Consider the following 15,753-nt stretch of genomic DNA (forward strand, 5'->3'; position numbering starts at 1 on the left):
CGCTCTAGTTGTTGTTTCAGAACAAGTTTTTACAGGATAGCTTTATAAATTTTAAGCAAAAGGCCGTATGATGCAGGGACTATCTGTGGAGGATTGTTGTGAGCGACAGCGCTTTGCAAAACCTGGATTTATCCCTGCCTGCTTTTGCTATGCAAGGGCTGACCAAAGTATTTGGTAGCGGCCCCAGTCGGGTAGAAGCACTGCGTGGTGTTGATCTGACCATTCCTGCCGCCGAGCTGGTGGTCCTACTTGGCCCTTCCGGTAGTGGCAAATCTACCTTATTGAATATTCTGGGGGGCCTGGATAGTGCAACGTCCGGTTCCCTGTCTTATTTCAATCTGGACCTGGCCGCCATGGATGAAAGACAGCTTACCCAGTACCGCCGTCAGCACATTGGTTTTGTCTTTCAGTTTTACAACTTGATGCCCAGTCTCACGGCACTAGAGAATGTGCAATTAGTGACCGAGATTGCCGAGAGTCCGATGGATGCAGCAGAGGCGCTGGCCATGGTGGGGCTGGAAAATCGTCAGCATCACTTCCCGGCGCAGTTGTCTGGCGGTGAGCAACAAAGGGTCGCTATCGCCCGCGCTATTGCTAAAAGGCCCAGGGTGTTGTTTTGCGATGAACCTACCGGCGCCCTGGACAGTAAAACCGGCCGTACCGTATTGAATGTGTTGCAGGAGGTGAACCGTGAGCTTGGAACCACGATTCTGATTGTGACGCATGCCGCCAGTACAGCGGCAATGGCGCATCGGGTGATACATTTTGCCGACGGGCGGATCAGCAAAGAGGTCGAGAACGATCAGGTGCTGTCCGCTGCCGACATTGACTGGTAATTGTTGATGCTGGCATCGCTTGATCAAAAACTACTACGAGATTTATGGCGTGTCAGAGGTCAGGGACTGGCGATTGCGGTAGTCATGGCATTTGGCGTGATGCTGATGGTGATGATGGATGGCCTGATCAACTCCCTCAGTGAAACCAAGCGTAGTTATTACGAACGTTATCGGCTGGCTCAGGTGTTCGCACCGGTCAAACGTGCCCCCAAGCATCTGCTGCAACAAATTTCTGATTGGCCGGATGTCACCGCAGTGGAAGGCCGAATAAACGGCGGCGCACTGATTAACCTGCCGGATGAAACTATTCCTATCCGCGCCCAGGCCGTGTCGCTACCGGATTACCGAGCACCCAGACTCAATGATGTTTATCTGGCCGAAGGACGGCGACTGGACCCCACCCACAAAAATGAAATTTTGCTATTGCAAGGTTTTGCCAATGCCCGAGGGATTAAACCCGGTGACCATTTGACCGCAACACTGAACGGCACCAGGCGTAGTTTCCATGTGGTGGGACTGGCGCAGGCCCCTGAGTTTCTCTATACCCCGGCGCCAGGGGAAATAGTCCCGGATGACAAACGTTTTGCGGTGTTCTGGATGAGTGAGGATGCACTGGCCGCAGCACTGGATATGGATGGAGCCTTTAATGAAGTTTTGCTGACATTGCCGCTGGGGGCCAACAGCGCGCATATCCTCCATCAACTTGACCAGTTGCTGATGTCCTATGGTGCGCTGGGCGCTTATACCCTGGATGATCATCTTTCTAACCGCTTTATCAGTGAAGAAATACAGCAACTGGCAAATTCAAACCAGGTTGTTCCCCCCGTGTTTATGGGGGTGGCGGCGTTTTTACTTTATATAGTCATATCGCGCATGGTGCAGTCTGAGCGCGAGCAGATAGGCCTGCTTAAAGCCTTCGGTTACACCGGCTGGGAAATTAGCCTGCATTACTTGAAGTTTGTGCTGCTGATTGCCATTTTGGGCGCACTATTGGGCTGCGTTTTAGGGGTGTTGGGGGGGCGCGGTTTAAGCGGGGTCTATCAGCTTTATTATAAATTTCCCTTTTTGCTGTTCAGGCTGGACCCGGCCACGGTTATAAGCTCTTTGCTGGTGTCGATCATGGTGGCTTGTACCGGCGCTGCGTGGGTAGTGCAGCGGGTGTTTGCTTTGACTCCGGCACAGGCTATGCGCCCACCAACGCCCACGGATTTCAGCACCAGCCTGCGCTTTGGGCAAGGGTTGCTGGCCAAATTTGACCAGCCCACCCGTATGGTGCTGCGTACTCTTAATCGCCATCCGTTGAAAACCTTGATGTCGATAAGTGGCATCGCCTTGGGGATGGCCCTGTCGGCCGGTATGCTTAACGTGTTGAGTGCCTTTGACCGCACCCTGGCATTTAGCTTTGAGCAAGTCGATCGCAGTGATCTCAATGTTAGTTTTGTTGAGCCGTTAGGCCCGGACAGTCTGTATTACCTGGCGCGTTTACCCGGTGTACTGGCGGTGGAAGGTGTGCGCGATGTACCAGCGATTTTTCATTTTGGCCGCGAGCGTTATCGGGGCGCCGTTACTGCACTGACGCCAGCACCACAATTGTTCCGGGCGCTGGATAAACATAGCCAGCCGATTGCATTGCCGCAGCAGGGCATAGTGTTATCCAAAGCCCTGGCGGGTCAGTTAAAGGTGCAAACCGGGGATACGCTACTCGTGGATATTCGTCAGGGACGTCGGCCTAAATTACCAATACAAGTGGCGGCTATTGCTGAAACTATGACCGGCGCGCCTGCCTATATGGACCTCAACGCCCTTAACCGCTTGATGTTTGAGCCCGGCCGGGTGAGTGGCGCCCATTTACGAATTGATATGCACTATGCGCAAGACTTATATGCCAAGCTCAAAGATATGCCGGCCATTGCCAGTGTAAACCTGAAAAATCAAAGCCGCCAGGCAATGGAAAAAATGATGGATGAAGGGGCTGGCGCAACCCGCTATGTGATGATGATTATTGCTGCCGTTATTACCTTTGGCATTGTGTATAACAGCGCCAGAATCGCCTTTGCCGAACGGGCTCGTGACCTGGCCAGTTTGCGGGTAATGGGGCTGACCAAAAGCGAAGCGGCCTTTGTACTGCTGGGCGAACTGGGCATTATTACGTTGCTGGCTATTCCATTGGGCTGTGCTTTTGGCTATGGCTTATCCGCCTTGATCTCGGCAGGCTTCAGTAATGATTTGTATCAGGTGCCTGTGACTGTGGTGCCTACCGCTTATGGCAGTGCTGCCATTGCCGTACTGCTGGCAGCGCTGGGATCCGGTTTTCTGATCAAGCGCGATTTGGACCGACTTGATTTGGTTGGGGCTTTAAAAACACGTGAATAAACAGCGAGTATCAGGATGACAACGAAGAGAGGATCACGCTACTGGTTAAGTTGGGCGGCGTTGCTTGTGGTGGCCTTATTGCTGGCGACGGCTTTCTGGCCACAAGCCGTGCCAGTGGATATGGGCAAAGTCAGTCGGGAAGCCCTGCGCATCACCATAAACGAAGAAGGGCGCACCCGGGTACACGACGCGTATGCGGTATCGGCGCCGGTAGCTGGGCGTTTGCTGCGGGTTGAAGCTGAGCCGGGCGATAAGGTGGAAGCCGACAAAACCGTTATCGCCCATATTCTGCCATTGGACCCGGCATTATTGGATATTCGCACCCTAGAACAAGCTCGAGCGGCGGTGGATGCTGCCAATGCCGCGCTACGCATGAGTAAAGCGGATTTAAATAAGGCCTTCGCCGACGAACAGCTGGCGCGCAGCGAACAGTTGCGTTTGCAAGAGTTGTTGGCCAGCGGCGGGGTGAGCCAATCAGCTTATGATGTTGGCGTGCGGCAGTTGCGGGCGGCCTCCGCATCGCTGGATACCGCCAAAGCCGCGGTGTCACTTCGGGAGGCGGAGTTGGCTAATGCCAGGGCCAGATTAGTAGGGTTTGATGGTGGCCAGTCTGGTACCGCTGTCCCCTTAGCGGAACACGCCTCACCTTTTGCTATTAAGGCGCCTATTGATGGACAAGTGCTGCAACTACTGCAAAAGAGCGAAACCATCCTCAGCGCAGGTACGCCTATTATGGAAATCGGCGATATAGGCAACGATTTGGAAGTTATTGTTGAGCTGCTGTCCACTGATGCGGTAAAAGTCGAGCCGGGTAATCAGGTGATTATCGATAGCTGGGGCGGGCCTCAGCAGCTTGAAGGCGAAGTGGTGCGGGTTGAGCCTTGGGGTTATACCAAGTACTCGGCTTTGGGCGTTGAAGAGCAGCGGGTATTGGCGCTGATTCGTTTTACCGGGCCGTCAGAGCCAAGACAAAAGCTCGGTCATGGTTATCGGGTTGAGGTGAAAATTGTGCTCTGGCAGCAACAGGATGCGTTGTCATTGCCATCCAGTGCATTGTTCCGCCAAGGCGAGCAATGGATGGTATTTAAGGTAGTTAAAGACAAAGCCCGTTTAGTGCCGGTCACTGTAGGTTATAACAACGGCACCCGTGCACAGTTGATTAGTGGCTTAAACCAGGATGATATGGTGATACTTTACCCAGGGCCTGAGCTGGTAGATGGTATGAAGGTTCAACCCCGGGTTAATTAGTGCAGCAGTCTTCCCGGGGATCGGTTTATTCGTTCTAAAAAAAGCCCCGTTAAGGGGCTTTTTGTAAATCTACGTGGAATTAAGCGGATTTTCTTCTGCGCATTAAGCCAAGACCAGCTAAGCCTAAAGCCAGTAATGCCAAAGGTGCTGGCTCTGGTACAGGCGTTGATGTGTTGTGATTTAACGCCAGGTTATCTACCAGGAAATTGTTGCCAAAGCCCAAACGCAGTTCATCGATCAGGCCGCTTTGCGCGCCAAAATATTTATAGCTGCCGTTTAAACTGGTATTGATTGACCAGGCCAGAACGCCATCTTTGTAGCCCTGTAGTGTGCCAAACAATGAGTCAGTACCACCTGAATTCTTGCTAGTACCCCATTTCTTAGCCCATAAACCATCAAAGGTGAAATAAGCACCGCTTTCTTCAGTGATGATGCCGATACCATGATAGTTATTGAGAAGCGCGAAATCATTGCTGTAGGCGCCATGGTTCCAGTTAGAACTCTCAACATCAATCCAGTTTAAGGTCGAGGAGAATACGAAACCATTATATACAGGCATACCGCCGACACTATTTTGTTTGCTACCGCCGGGTATATCATCAAAAGTCAATAAAGCTGCATTAGCCTGACTGGTAAGCATGAGTAGAGTGAGCAAAAACATGATCTTTTTCATCGTTACATCCTAAAACGGTTAATCATATGCATGGCAGCTTAAGCAAAGAGCAAGCCATACTTTTATTCTCAATAAATACAGTTGGTTATATGTATTTTTTGCATCGCCGTTTAGTTTTGCTGTAAAGAAAATAGACACATTATCAGCGACCTGAGCAGCTTTATACGCAGTTCTTAATGGGATCAGGTCAGATCTTCATACGCACTGATCACAGGGAATCAGCCCACGCTTTTTTTGTGAATTACGACGGGATTAGCCGGCCGGGCGAGTGATACGAACCGAATTGAATACTTGCTTGGCCAGCTTGTGGTCTACCTCGCCGCTAAATGTCAGCATCATGGATAACGCCATGTCGGCATTCATCACCTCAATATGTTCTACCTTACCTATATATAGGGCGAGCTGACCTGGGCTGGTGATAAGCTCTGCGTCAAAGCCGTCAATTACCAAAGCTTGTCGTTTGGCATCAGGCAACGCAGAAAAATTATCTGAATATATGCCGTAATCGTAAGACAGCTGGACATTTTCACCCTGCATAATGCCGGCCGTGGAATCTACCATACGAAGCTGTTTGGGCTGCCAGTCAGCCGGGTGGGAAAAGCAAAAATGCTGTGCAGGACAGGTTTGTAGCCAAGTGTCAGCCATAGTGGTTTGAATGATAACGAAGCCTGCGATAAGCAGACTTCGTATTAGAAGATTAGTGATCTTAAGCACGGCGACGTAAAGTAGGGAACATCATAAGACCAATCAGCATCAGCAATAGTGGTGGAACAACAGGCACTTCTGCGGCAGCTACAATCAGCACTGGGATAATCTCAATAAAGAGTCTGCCCGCGGTGTCTGTTTGAATTAGTCCGCTCGCCAGAATGGTAGCTACTTCAGCCGCACTCAAATCTGTGCCACCATTAATAAAGGGATCCATAAGATTGGTCGCGCCACTACTATGGCCCAAGCCCAGATTGTGGCCTAGTTCATGAGCCAATAACTCCGCATTAAAACCGCTGTCTGCAAAGACTGACTCAACAACAAAATCGTTTCCTGGGGTTTCACCGCAGCCAACGTAACCGGGATTAATATTGCCACACCAAGTCAGGTCATCCAAAAACCAGAAGTTTACGACATTAGCGGCACCATAATGGGCACCGGTTAGGGTTGCCCATTTGCCGGCCGTGTCCATATTCAACAAGCTCGCATCGACATGCTGAACCGATGGTCCAATACGAATATCAACAGGTGTGTTGCCAAAACTGGCTTGAGAGAAGATAGCGTCCATACCAGTCTCATCAATAGTGATGTATGCCGCGTTTGCAAATCCACTTATGCAAACCAACAACAGGCATAAACCTTGCCGCGTTAGCGACTTGAGTGAGTGAATCTTGGTATTAAACATTGTTTGCCCTTATATGGTGTTTAGTGAAACCTGGGCCCTTGGTGCTTTTAAGTACTTCAACTACTCACTGGGGTGCCGACGAATTTACGAGCATAAAATAAGCCATAAATTTTTTATCTATATATCAAATGGTTAAATTTAAATCTGAAACATAGATGTGTCGAAGTGTAAAAAAATACGACAGATCGTTGAGCGCTTTCTGATAACTCATTCCGCTTTTCTTAGCACTATGCTGCCTGTTTTGCTTGTGCTAAAGGTGAGCCCGAGCGTATCTGCTACCTAAAAAGTCAGTGTAAAGCAGGCACCACCATCTGGTTTATTCGTTGCTTTTACCTGACCGCCGTGGGCAATCATAACCTGACGAGTTAAGGCCAGACCCACGCCTGAGCCATCACGCTTGGTGGTAAAAAACGGTACAAAAATTTTGTCCAGCTGTGCCTCGCTAATACCGGGACCATTGTCTGTAACATCCAGTACCACATGACCTCGCCGATTGGCCGCCGCGTTCAACCAAACCTGACCATTGTTTTGCTCTTGCAGCGCCTGTTCGGCATTCTTCAACAGATTGAGCAGCACCTGCTCCAGCATATGTGGGTCGGCGTTGACTTTTAGACCTTCTGGTTCAACCTGCACATGCAGGGTCAATCCTTTTTCCGGCCAGTCCTGACAAGCCATCTGTGTTAACTGTGCGAATAGCGCGGCAATCTCCAGAGGTTGACGATTAGGTGAGGGCAGGCGGGTTAATCGTCGGTAACTGCTGACAAATTGCATCAGGCTATCACTACGTCTGGCGACTGTGGCAATGGAGTCGCGGATATCACCCAGCTCATGTTTAATAGAGGGGTCTAATACTTTATTGGACAAGTCCTCACTCAACTCTGCTGCCGTGGCTGCCAGCGACGCCACGGGCGTAATGCTGTTCATAATTTCATGGGTCAGTACGCGCACCAGTTCCTGCCATGCCTGCAGTTGTGCCGCATCCAACTCGCTGCCGATATCCAATACACTCAGCAGTTTTTCCCGCTGACCGGCCAAGATAATTTCTGTGGCAAACACCAATAATTGCTGTGGCATCCCGTCAGCATCGAAGCTACAAAGCTGGCGTTGCCCAGGTTGCAGCTTTTGCCACTGTTCTGCCAGTTCCAAACCAAAGGGGGTTAAGTCGTCAAGTTTACAGACCTGAGCTGAACCAAACAGGCGTCGGGCGCTGTTGTTCCATTGGCTTAAACGCCCATCGCTGTGCAGGCTGAGCAGAGGTATGGGGGTATGTTCCACCATAGCCTTAAAATGCCGTAATTGTTGTTCTTGATGCTCGCGCTCTTGCAAAAATCGTTGCATCAACTCGGTAAAAGCCTCGCCAAGCTGTTCAAAGCCGCTGCCAAATCGCTGATAGTCGAAGCGCTGGGTAAATTCACTGTAACGCACTGCGTCTAAAAAGCGTTTTAACTCAGCATTGGTTTTACCCACGAATTTGACGGTTTCCCAAACGCCAAATATGAGGAGTAACAGCAATAATATTTGGGTGGCGTGATAACCGGATGCTACGAGAAGCCAGGCGTTGCTTAATGCCAGCAGCACAATCAACGTGATACGAGCGCTTAGAAGCAGAGAAAAGCGGTTAAAGACCATGTTTTTCCATTCTCCTGTACAGCGCAGCGCGGGTCAAACCCAGTGCCTTGGCGGCATGACTGATATTGTAGCGATGGGTCTTTAGTGCTCCTTCAACTGCCTGGCGCTCAAGCTCCTCAAGATTGAAGGTTTGCATGTTAGATTGCACTGTTGGCACCATGGCTCTATTACTTAGCTGAAAATCTGTGGCGTCGAGTGTCTGATGTTCCGACAAGATCACAGCTCGCTCCAGCGCATGACGAAGTTCACGGATGTTGCCGGGCCAATGGTAGGCCTGTAATTGTGCCATTGCTTCCTGGCTGAGCTGTTTTGCGGGCTTTTGGTACTTACGGCAATAATGCTTCAGATAGTATTCGGCAATCGCGGCAATGTCTTCCTGGCGTTCACGCAAAGCCGGCAAGTGAATTTCGACGGTATTTAAGCGAAATAACAGATCCTGACGGAAACGTTGTTCATCATGTAATTGTTCGAGGGGCAGGTTGGTGGCGGCAATGACTCTGACATCAAAGGACTTTGCCTGGTTACTGCCTAGGGGCGTGACTTGACGTTGGGCCAGGACGGTTAGCAACTTGGCTTGTAAATGCAACGGCAGATTGCCTATCTCGTCCAAAAATAAGGTGCCGCCATCAGCAGCCAGTAAACGCCCTGTCCTGTCCTCATTGGCACCGGTAAACGCGCCTTTACGATGTCCGAACAGCTCGCTTTCAAACAAGCTCTCTGCCACGGCGCCCAAGTCGACCGACATAAACACTTTATGGTGTCTGGGGCTTTGCCCATGAATGGCCCGGGCTATGAGTTCTTTTCCTGTGCCATTTTCACCCAGAATCAATACGTTAGCGTCAGTTGGCGCACTGCGTTCAAGCAGATTCAGGGCCTGACGCATTGCGCCTGACCCGGCGATAATGGGCTGGCTTGATTGACTGGTTACTTCAGCAAGCAGGTTGTTGGCGGTGCGTAACTCGCTGGCTTCTGTGCGCGAGTGAGACAGCTTGACTGCCGAGGACACCGTGGCCAGCACTTTATTGTTGTGCCAGGGTTTAGCCACAAAATCCGTGGCACCGCGTTTCATCGCCTCAACGGCCACTTCCATATCCCCATGTGCGGTGATCATGATCACCACGGCTTGGGGGTCGATGGCCAGAATTTTTTCCAGCCAGCGATAGCCTTGTTCGCCGCTACTTTCACCGGGGCCGAAATTCATATCCAGCAAAATGGCATCGTAACGACTTTCAGCCAGTAGTGCAGGGATCTGTTCTGGTCTGTTACAAATGTCGATCTTGCTGAAATGACGTTTTAACAGCATTTTGCCTGCCACCAGAATGTCCTGATCGTCATCCACAATCAGTATGCGTCCGTCCTGCAGCATGTTCGTTTCCCAATACCCAAACTGTTCAATAGCGTACAGCGAGTGTTCATATTCGTACAGTTTTGTGTCTTTAAACTAGATGTTAATTCATTAAGTAATTGAAAATTAACTTTTTTTAAAGTTGGAACGGGATTTGTTTATATCCAGCCAGTCACTATCACAATATCAATACAAGCAGACGACAATGCAAAAACTCAGTGCAATACAAAATGCCGCCAAACCATCTGGAGCTGACTCGGTCTCAGGGGCTGCAATGGATCGCAAAATCAATAAAGCACGCAATCCGTGGACAGGTCGGTTGGGAGTTGGTGCGGCCATCATTGGGATTGCTGTTGTGGCCTATCTAATCCCTGGCTTTTCGGGCAAAGCCCTGAGTGTGAATGGGGAGCGTATTCTGGTTTCTTCCGTGTCCCGTGGCACCTTTGAGGACTTTATTCCGGTTCGTGCCCGTGTAACGCCGGCCAAAACTCTGTATCTGGATGCGATCGAGGGCGGACGAGTTGAACGCATTTTGGTGGAAGATGGGGCTATGTTGGAAGCCGGGCAACTGATTGTTGAATTGTCTAATGCCAGCTTGCAGTTAAGCGTATTGGGTAACGAAGCCAGGGTGGCCGAACAGCTCAATAACATTCGCTCCATCGAACTGAGCTTGGAACAGAATCGTTTGCAACATAAGCGCGATATTGTCGATATTGAATACCAAATCAAATTGCTGAAACGCAAGCTGCAGCGAGAGGCGCAACTGCTTAATACCCAGGCCATTAGCCAGTCCCAGCATGATGACACCAGGGACACTCTGCATTGGTATGAACAACGTTTGCTACTAACCAGGGAAAGTCAGCAGTCAGACGCCAGTATGCAGGAAGAGCAATTGGCCTTCTTGAAAGCATCGGGTGCCCGTTTGGAGCACAACCTTGAGCTGTCAAGGCAAAACCTGGCCAACATGAATGTGCGCGCGCCGGTGGCCGGCAAACTCTCTGGCTTTGATGTGGAAGTGGGGCAGAGCATTGGCCGCGGTGAGCGCCTGGGGCAAATTGATACCCCTGACGACTACAAACTGACCGCCCAGATTGATGAGTTCTACCTTAGCCGGATTGCCATGGGTCAAACCGCACAGGTGGATGGCTATCAGCTACAGATCAGCAAAATTTATCCACAGGTCAGCAATGGTCAGTTTGAGGTGGATTTGACCTTTATCGGCGAGCAGCCAGCGACTATTCGCCGCGGGCAGACCATGCAACTTAAATTGACCCTGGGGGATGCCAGTCAGGCGCTGCTGATTCCCAACGGCGCGTTTTATCAGGATACCGGGGGCAATTGGATTTTTGTGCTGAGCGCTGATGGGGCAAAGGCCGAACGACGCGACGTACGTATGGGGCGACGCAATAACAACGTCATCGAAGTGCTGGACGGGCTGAACGAAGGAGAGCGGGTGGTAACCAGTTCTTACAGCCAATACCAGGATATCCAGCAACTGAATATTAATAACTAAGGAATCACCATGTTGAAACTAACCAATCTTAGCCGTCATTACCTATCCGATGACGTTGAAACCCTGGCGCTGAATAAGGTCAACATTGAGATCGCCGTCGGTGAGTTTGTCGCCATCATGGGCCCCAGTGGCTGTGGTAAATCTACCTTGTTGAACATTATTGGCATGCTGGATAACCCGAGCAGCGGTGAATACTGGTTCAACGGCGAGAATGTGGCGGGCTATAAAGAAGCGCAACTGGCAGCTATACGTAAGCACCATATAGGCTTCATTTTCCAGAATTTTAATCTGATTGATGAGCTTAGTGTTCGCGACAATATTGAGTTGGCGCTGCTTTATCATGATGTACCAGCGTCTGAACGCCGCCGCCGAGTCGCAGAGGTAATGGATAAGGTGGGTATTGCACATCGCGCCAATCATTTACCCAGCCAGTTATCCGGTGGCCAACAACAACGGGTAGCTGTCGCCAGGGCGGTGGTAGGAGGACAGTCCATGATTCTGGCGGATGAACCGACCGGGAATTTGGACAGTGCCCACGGTCAGGAAGTCATGGCCATGCTGCAGGGTTTGAATGAAGAAGGCACCACTATTGTTATGGTAACCCACAGCCCGGCACATGCAGATTATGCGCGCCGCACTATTAACTTGTTTGATGGTCATGTGGTGACCGAAGACGTCAAAGCGGCCTGAGGCACAGGAGAAGCCAATGTTTGCTAATTATTTTCTGACCGCTTGGCGCAATCTGTTAAAAAACAGGGCGTTCTCGGCAATTAATATCATAGGGCTGGCCGTAGGCCTGGCCAGTTGTATCCTGATCATGCTGTACGTTAAGTCGGAAAGCGGCTACGACCAATGGATACCAGATAATGAACGGATAGTGCGTTTGCATACAGCCTATGAGTCCCCTGGCCGGGCCCCCTTTCTGACCGTGCGCAGCGCTGGCCGGATGATGCCAGCCGTGCGGGATTACCTTAGTGCGGAAATTGAAGACGGCATGCGTTTGGTGGTTTGGGATACAACAGTCCAACAAAATGGCGAAGCCTTTTCTGAGCAGGTGGCTTTTGCTGACAGTAGCTTCTTCAATGTGCTGAATTTACCCTTTGCCAATGGCAGTGCACAAAGCAGTTTTAATAAACCTAATGATTTACTCATTAGTCGGGAAATGGCGCAGAAGTACTTCGGGAGTACCGATGCTATTGGTAAAACTCTGACGGTGTGCTGTTTACGGGGGCAGACGGTTGAGCTGACCGTGAGCGGTGTACTCGAAGATCTGCCGGATAACACACATTTGGCGCTGGATATGTTGGTGTATATGGACACCGAGGTGTTTGGTCAGTTTCCAGGGGTATTGGATACCTGGACCAGCGTCAACGTCTATACCTACTTCAAACTGCGCCCAGGCGTTTCCCTTGAACAGGCTCAGCTGCGCTTGACCTGGTGGGTAGATAATGAAAGTCCTTTCTTGGAATTTGCCAAACAAAACAGCGGTATGCTGCCCGATGGCACGAAGATATCCGACACTATGAAGCATAAGCTGATGAGGTTGCCAGATCTGCATCTGGATGCCCACAATGATGCTGGCAATATGGGCGACTTAACCCCCATGGGTAACCGTAAACTGGTTGCCACATTCAGCTTGGTCGCCGTGCTCATTCTGGTCATCGCCTGTATTAATTTTATGAATCTGGCCACCGCCAGGGCTGGACAGCGAGCCAAAGAAGTTGCCATGCGCAAAGTGTTGGGTGCCAGTAGGGCGCAGGTAGCTGTACAGTTTTTACTGGAAGCTATTGGCCTGGTGATGATTTCACTGCTGTTCGCTCTGGTCGCAGTAGAATTGGTATTGCCCTGGTACAACCAATTGCTTGGCAAGGTATTCGAATTTCGCCTCTTCAGCGAACCAAGTCTCCTGTTTACTTTACTCGGATTGGGTCTGCTGGTGGGGCTGATTGCCGGCAGTTATCCGGCGCTGGTGTTGTCTGGCTATTTGCCAGGACAAATCCTCAAAGCCAGCAAAAGTAACGAGAGTAGCGCCTCGGTGAAATTACGCCATGTGCTGGTGGTGTTTCAATTTGCTGTGTCGGTAACGCTGCTTGTATGCACTGCGGTGGTGTACCTGCAAACTCAACATGCCAATAACCTGGATTTGGGCTATAGCACGGAGCGCAAGCTGGTTGTGGGTATCCGTGCCGCCAGAGATAACCTGGATAGTCTTAAACAACAGTGGCAGGCCATTCCAGGCGTGCAATCTGTAGTGTATTCCTCTGAGGCCCCGACTCAGGATAACGAAAACAACAACTTTGTGACCTTGCTGGGCAGTAATCAGGGCGACAAACCTGTTGAAGAGTTGCTCAATTATCACAATATGGACTACGGCTTTTTTCAAGCCTATCAGGTTCAGCCTCTGGCTGGCCGTTTGTTTGATAAGGCTTATGGCTCTGACACCCTAACACCAGCCGAGCAAAATCAGATTTCTCAGGCTGCCGCCATTCTTAACGAAGGCGCAGTGCGTCGACTGGGCTTCAATAGCCCGCAGGAAGCCATAGGCAGGACCCTGCAAATCAGTGCAAGTGGTGACGGCCTGAATCATCTGACGGTAGTGGGCGTCATTCCTGATATCTATTTTCGTTCGGTTAAATTCGCCATTCGCCCCAGCTTATACATGTTAAACCCACAGCGCTTTAACGTGGCTACTATTACCTATAACCAGGGACAGGCAAGCCAGGTGACAGCTGAGATTGAGCGAGTATGGAAGCAGGCGGTACCGATGCAGCCTATTGATATGCAGTATCTGTCTGACATGCTGGCTGCACAGTATCAAAGTGAAAATGTGCAGATGCAGTTGTTTAGCGTATTTTCGCTGTTAGCTGTGTTGGTGGCCTGCCTTGGCCTATACGGATTGGCTGCCTTTACGGCCGAGCGTAAAACCCGGGAAATCGGTATACGTAAGGTAATGGGGGCCAGCGTTAAGCAGATCATGTTGTTACTTATTTGGCAATTTTCACGGCCGATTATGCTTGCCAACCTGGTAGCCTGGCCGCTGTCTATTTGGTTGATGCTCAATTGGTTGCAGGTTTTTGTGAATCGTATCGACACCTGGTGGTTGTTGCCAATTTGCCTGATGGCTACCCTGGTGTCAGTCTGTATTGCGTGGCTGACGGTGGGGGGAAATGCCGCCAAGGTTGCCAAAGCCAACCCTATCAAAGCCCTGCGCCATGAATAGGGGCAAGCTTCAGGCATTTGTTTGATAACCGAGATTTCAAGGGGCGCTGTAGCGCCCCTTTTTTACACCTGACTCAGCTTTGATCTGCTTTTCTGCCCATATTCATTCCATCGCTTAAAGACCATCAACAGGGTGTTGAGGATAAGTGGCCGTGTTATTTGATAAAAATGGATTTAGGATAGGTGTTTGGTTGTGAAAAAATAAAAACAGGTCAACACGTGCAACTCTCTAAACGACGTTTCTTACAGCTCAGTGCCGGTGTACTGGGTAGCTTACCTTTTGCCTCTTTAGCCTCAGCGAATGCCTCTTCCAGTAGGGATAACGCCCTAGCCGATCTTACCAACGATGTGCAGCCCATCAGCGCCCAGGAGCGTTTGCTTAGAATAGATAAAGCCAGAAGCTTAATGCGAGCCAATAATATGGCCGCTATGGTATTGGAGCCAGGTCCGGCCATGGATTACTTCACGGGTATTCAATGGTGGCGCAGTGAGCGGCTCACAGCCGTGGTGATCCCGGCTGACGGCGACATTGCTGTGATTTGCCCCTTCTTTGAAGAACCCAGTATTCGCGAGTCCTTGGAAGTTGGTGATGATGTCAGAGTCTGGCTGGAGCATGAAAGTCCCTTTGCGTTAGTGGCGCAGGTGCTTAAAGACAGAGGTATTAGCAAAGGCCAAATCGGCTTTGAAGAGTCGGTGCGCTACTTTGTATTGGATGGTGTAATGAGCCAGCTTGGCAATTTTACCCATACCAGTGCCGACCCGGTTACCCGTGGTTGTCGCATGTACAAAACGCCTCATGAGCTGGCATTGATGCACAAGGCCAATGAAATCACCCTGACCGCGTACGCCTATGTGTGGAAAAACCTGCAACTGGGCATGACGCAACAGGATGTTAAGGCATTAATGCAAGGTGCGCAGGCTAAATTGGGCGGTAGCGGTATTTGGAATATGGCCTTGTTTGATCAGGCCAGCGCTTACCCCCATGGCACTAAACAGCAGCATGTCCTGAAAGAAGGTTCGGTGGTGCTGATGGATTGCGGTTGTGCGGTTGAAGGCTATCAATCGGATATCAGTCGCACCTTTGTGTTTGGTGAGCCATCGGCCAAAGTGCGTAAGATCTGGAATACCGTGCGTGAAGGGCAGAATGTGGCATTTGCTGCTGCTCAGCTTGGTAAAGCTGCGGGTACGGTGGACGATGCGGTAAGGGCCTATTACACCAAGCAGGGCCTGGGGCCTGACTATAAACTGCCTGGCTTGTCGCACCGCACCGGGCATGGCATCGGCATGCAGGGCCATGAGCCGGTCAATTTTGTTCGTGGTGAAACCGCGCTGCTAAAACCCGGAATGTGTTTTTCTAACGAACCGGGCATTTATCTGCCGGGTGAGTTCGGTGTGCGTCTGGAAGACTGTATTTATATGACCGAAAACGGCCCGCGTTGGTTTACTGAACCTGCAGAGTCGCTGGAGTCGCCTATTGGTAAGTTGGCAACACCTGTGACTTAAAATAAAACAACAACACGCAACAAC

At 50.6% G+C, this 15,753-nt stretch carries 12 protein-coding genes; 7 read left to right on the forward strand and 5 right to left on the reverse strand.

The genetic code is table 11. From position 1 onward, the window contains the following. Positions 1-98 precede the first annotated feature (98 nt). The 3 genes from J0A65_RS01570 to J0A65_RS01580 are packed head-to-tail and all read left to right on the forward strand — an operon-like array spanning position 99 to position 4,457. Positions 99-836, forward strand: coding sequence for an ABC transporter ATP-binding protein (locus J0A65_RS01570; RefSeq protein ID WP_332874284.1), 738 nt, complete (start codon positions 99-101; stop codon positions 834-836). 6 nt (positions 837-842) lie between these two features. Beyond that, on the forward strand, positions 843-3,209 hold the full coding sequence (locus J0A65_RS01575; protein WP_206592351.1) for an ABC transporter permease: 2,367 nt from the start codon (positions 843-845) through the stop codon (positions 3,207-3,209). Positions 3,210-3,224: 15 nt separating this feature from the next. Then, positions 3,225-4,457 (forward strand): efflux RND transporter periplasmic adaptor subunit, encoded by a 1,233-nt coding sequence (locus J0A65_RS01580; protein ID WP_206592352.1) that lies wholly within the window; start codon positions 3,225-3,227, stop codon positions 4,455-4,457. Positions 4,458-4,536: 79 nt separating this feature from the next. Here the strand turns inward: J0A65_RS01580 and J0A65_RS27240 are convergent, their stop codons facing one another. From J0A65_RS27240 to J0A65_RS01605, 5 genes are all read right to left on the reverse strand, one after another. Next, positions 4,537-5,130 carry a PEP-CTERM sorting domain-containing protein gene (locus J0A65_RS27240; RefSeq protein WP_232849673.1) on the reverse strand — a complete coding sequence of 198 codons (594 nt, stop codon included), beginning with the start codon at positions 5,128-5,130 and terminating at the stop codon, positions 4,537-4,539. A 252-nt stretch (positions 5,131-5,382) separates the two neighbouring features. Further along, complete coding sequence (locus J0A65_RS01590) at positions 5,383-5,775, reverse strand: hypothetical protein (RefSeq protein ID WP_206592353.1); 393 nt, start codon at positions 5,773-5,775, stop codon at positions 5,383-5,385. Positions 5,776-5,836: 61 nt separating this feature from the next. Further along, positions 5,837-6,520: a matrixin family metalloprotease gene (locus J0A65_RS01595; protein ID WP_206592354.1), complete on the reverse strand. Its 684-nt coding sequence runs from the start codon at positions 6,518-6,520 to the stop codon at positions 5,837-5,839. Between the two features lie 279 nt (positions 6,521-6,799). Continuing rightward, on the reverse strand, positions 6,800-8,149 hold the full coding sequence (locus tag J0A65_RS01600) for a sensor histidine kinase (RefSeq protein WP_206592355.1): 1,350 nt from the start codon (positions 8,147-8,149) through the stop codon (positions 6,800-6,802). Further along, on the reverse strand, positions 8,139-9,515 hold the full coding sequence (locus J0A65_RS01605; RefSeq protein WP_206592356.1) for a sigma-54-dependent transcriptional regulator: 1,377 nt from the start codon (positions 9,513-9,515) through the stop codon (positions 8,139-8,141). The genes J0A65_RS01600 and J0A65_RS01605 overlap by 11 nt, the downstream gene beginning before the upstream one ends. Positions 9,516-9,768: 253 nt before the next feature. Here J0A65_RS01605 and J0A65_RS01610 point away from each other — a divergent pair, with 253 nt between their 5' ends. The 4 genes from J0A65_RS01610 to J0A65_RS01625 all read left to right on the forward strand — a co-directional run bounded on the left by J0A65_RS01610 (position 9,769) and on the right by J0A65_RS01625 (position 15,729). Then, complete coding sequence (locus tag J0A65_RS01610) at positions 9,769-11,007, forward strand: efflux RND transporter periplasmic adaptor subunit (protein ID WP_206592357.1); 1,239 nt, start codon at positions 9,769-9,771, stop codon at positions 11,005-11,007. 9 nt (positions 11,008-11,016) lie between these two features. Further along, positions 11,017-11,697 (forward strand): ABC transporter ATP-binding protein, encoded by a 681-nt coding sequence (locus tag J0A65_RS01615; protein WP_206592358.1) that lies wholly within the window; start codon positions 11,017-11,019, stop codon positions 11,695-11,697. A 16-nt stretch (positions 11,698-11,713) separates the two neighbouring features. Continuing rightward, entirely contained in the window at positions 11,714-14,227 is a 2,514-nt protein-coding gene (locus tag J0A65_RS01620; protein ID WP_206592359.1) for an ABC transporter permease, read from the forward strand. Positions 14,228-14,445: 218 nt separating this feature from the next. Further along, a complete protein-coding gene (locus J0A65_RS01625; RefSeq protein WP_206592360.1) occupies positions 14,446-15,729 on the forward strand; it encodes a M24 family metallopeptidase in 1,284 nt (427 codons plus the stop codon). Positions 15,730-15,753 lie beyond the last annotated feature (24 nt).

It is taken from the genome of Bowmanella yangjiangensis (assembly GCF_017255015.1).
Taxonomy (GTDB): domain Bacteria; phylum Pseudomonadota; class Gammaproteobacteria; order Enterobacterales; family Alteromonadaceae; genus Bowmanella; species Bowmanella yangjiangensis.

Excerpts from the sequence above, each read along its gene's own strand:
- J0A65_RS01575 (WP_206592351.1), top strand. The coding sequence starts at position 843 with ATGCTGGCATCGCTTGATCAAAAACTACTACGAGATTTATGGCGTGTC.
- J0A65_RS01580 (WP_206592352.1), top strand. The coding sequence starts at position 3,225 with ATGACAACGAAGAGAGGATCACGCTACTGGTTAAGTTGGGCGGCGTTG.
- J0A65_RS27240 (WP_232849673.1), bottom strand. The coding sequence starts at position 5,130 with ATGAAAAAGATCATGTTTTTGCTCACTCTACTCATGCTTACCAGTCAG.
- J0A65_RS01590 (WP_206592353.1), bottom strand. The coding sequence starts at position 5,775 with ATGGCTGACACTTGGCTACAAACCTGTCCTGCACAGCATTTTTGCTTT.
- J0A65_RS01595 (WP_206592354.1), bottom strand. The coding sequence starts at position 6,520 with ATGTTTAATACCAAGATTCACTCACTCAAGTCGCTAACGCGGCAAGGT.
- J0A65_RS01600 (WP_206592355.1), bottom strand. The coding sequence starts at position 8,149 with ATGGTCTTTAACCGCTTTTCTCTGCTTCTAAGCGCTCGTATCACGTTG.
- J0A65_RS01605 (WP_206592356.1), bottom strand. The coding sequence starts at position 9,515 with ATGCTGCAGGACGGACGCATACTGATTGTGGATGACGATCAGGACATT.
- J0A65_RS01610 (WP_206592357.1), top strand. The coding sequence starts at position 9,769 with ATGGATCGCAAAATCAATAAAGCACGCAATCCGTGGACAGGTCGGTTG.
- J0A65_RS01615 (WP_206592358.1), top strand. The coding sequence starts at position 11,017 with ATGTTGAAACTAACCAATCTTAGCCGTCATTACCTATCCGATGACGTT.
- J0A65_RS01620 (WP_206592359.1), top strand. The coding sequence starts at position 11,714 with ATGTTTGCTAATTATTTTCTGACCGCTTGGCGCAATCTGTTAAAAAAC.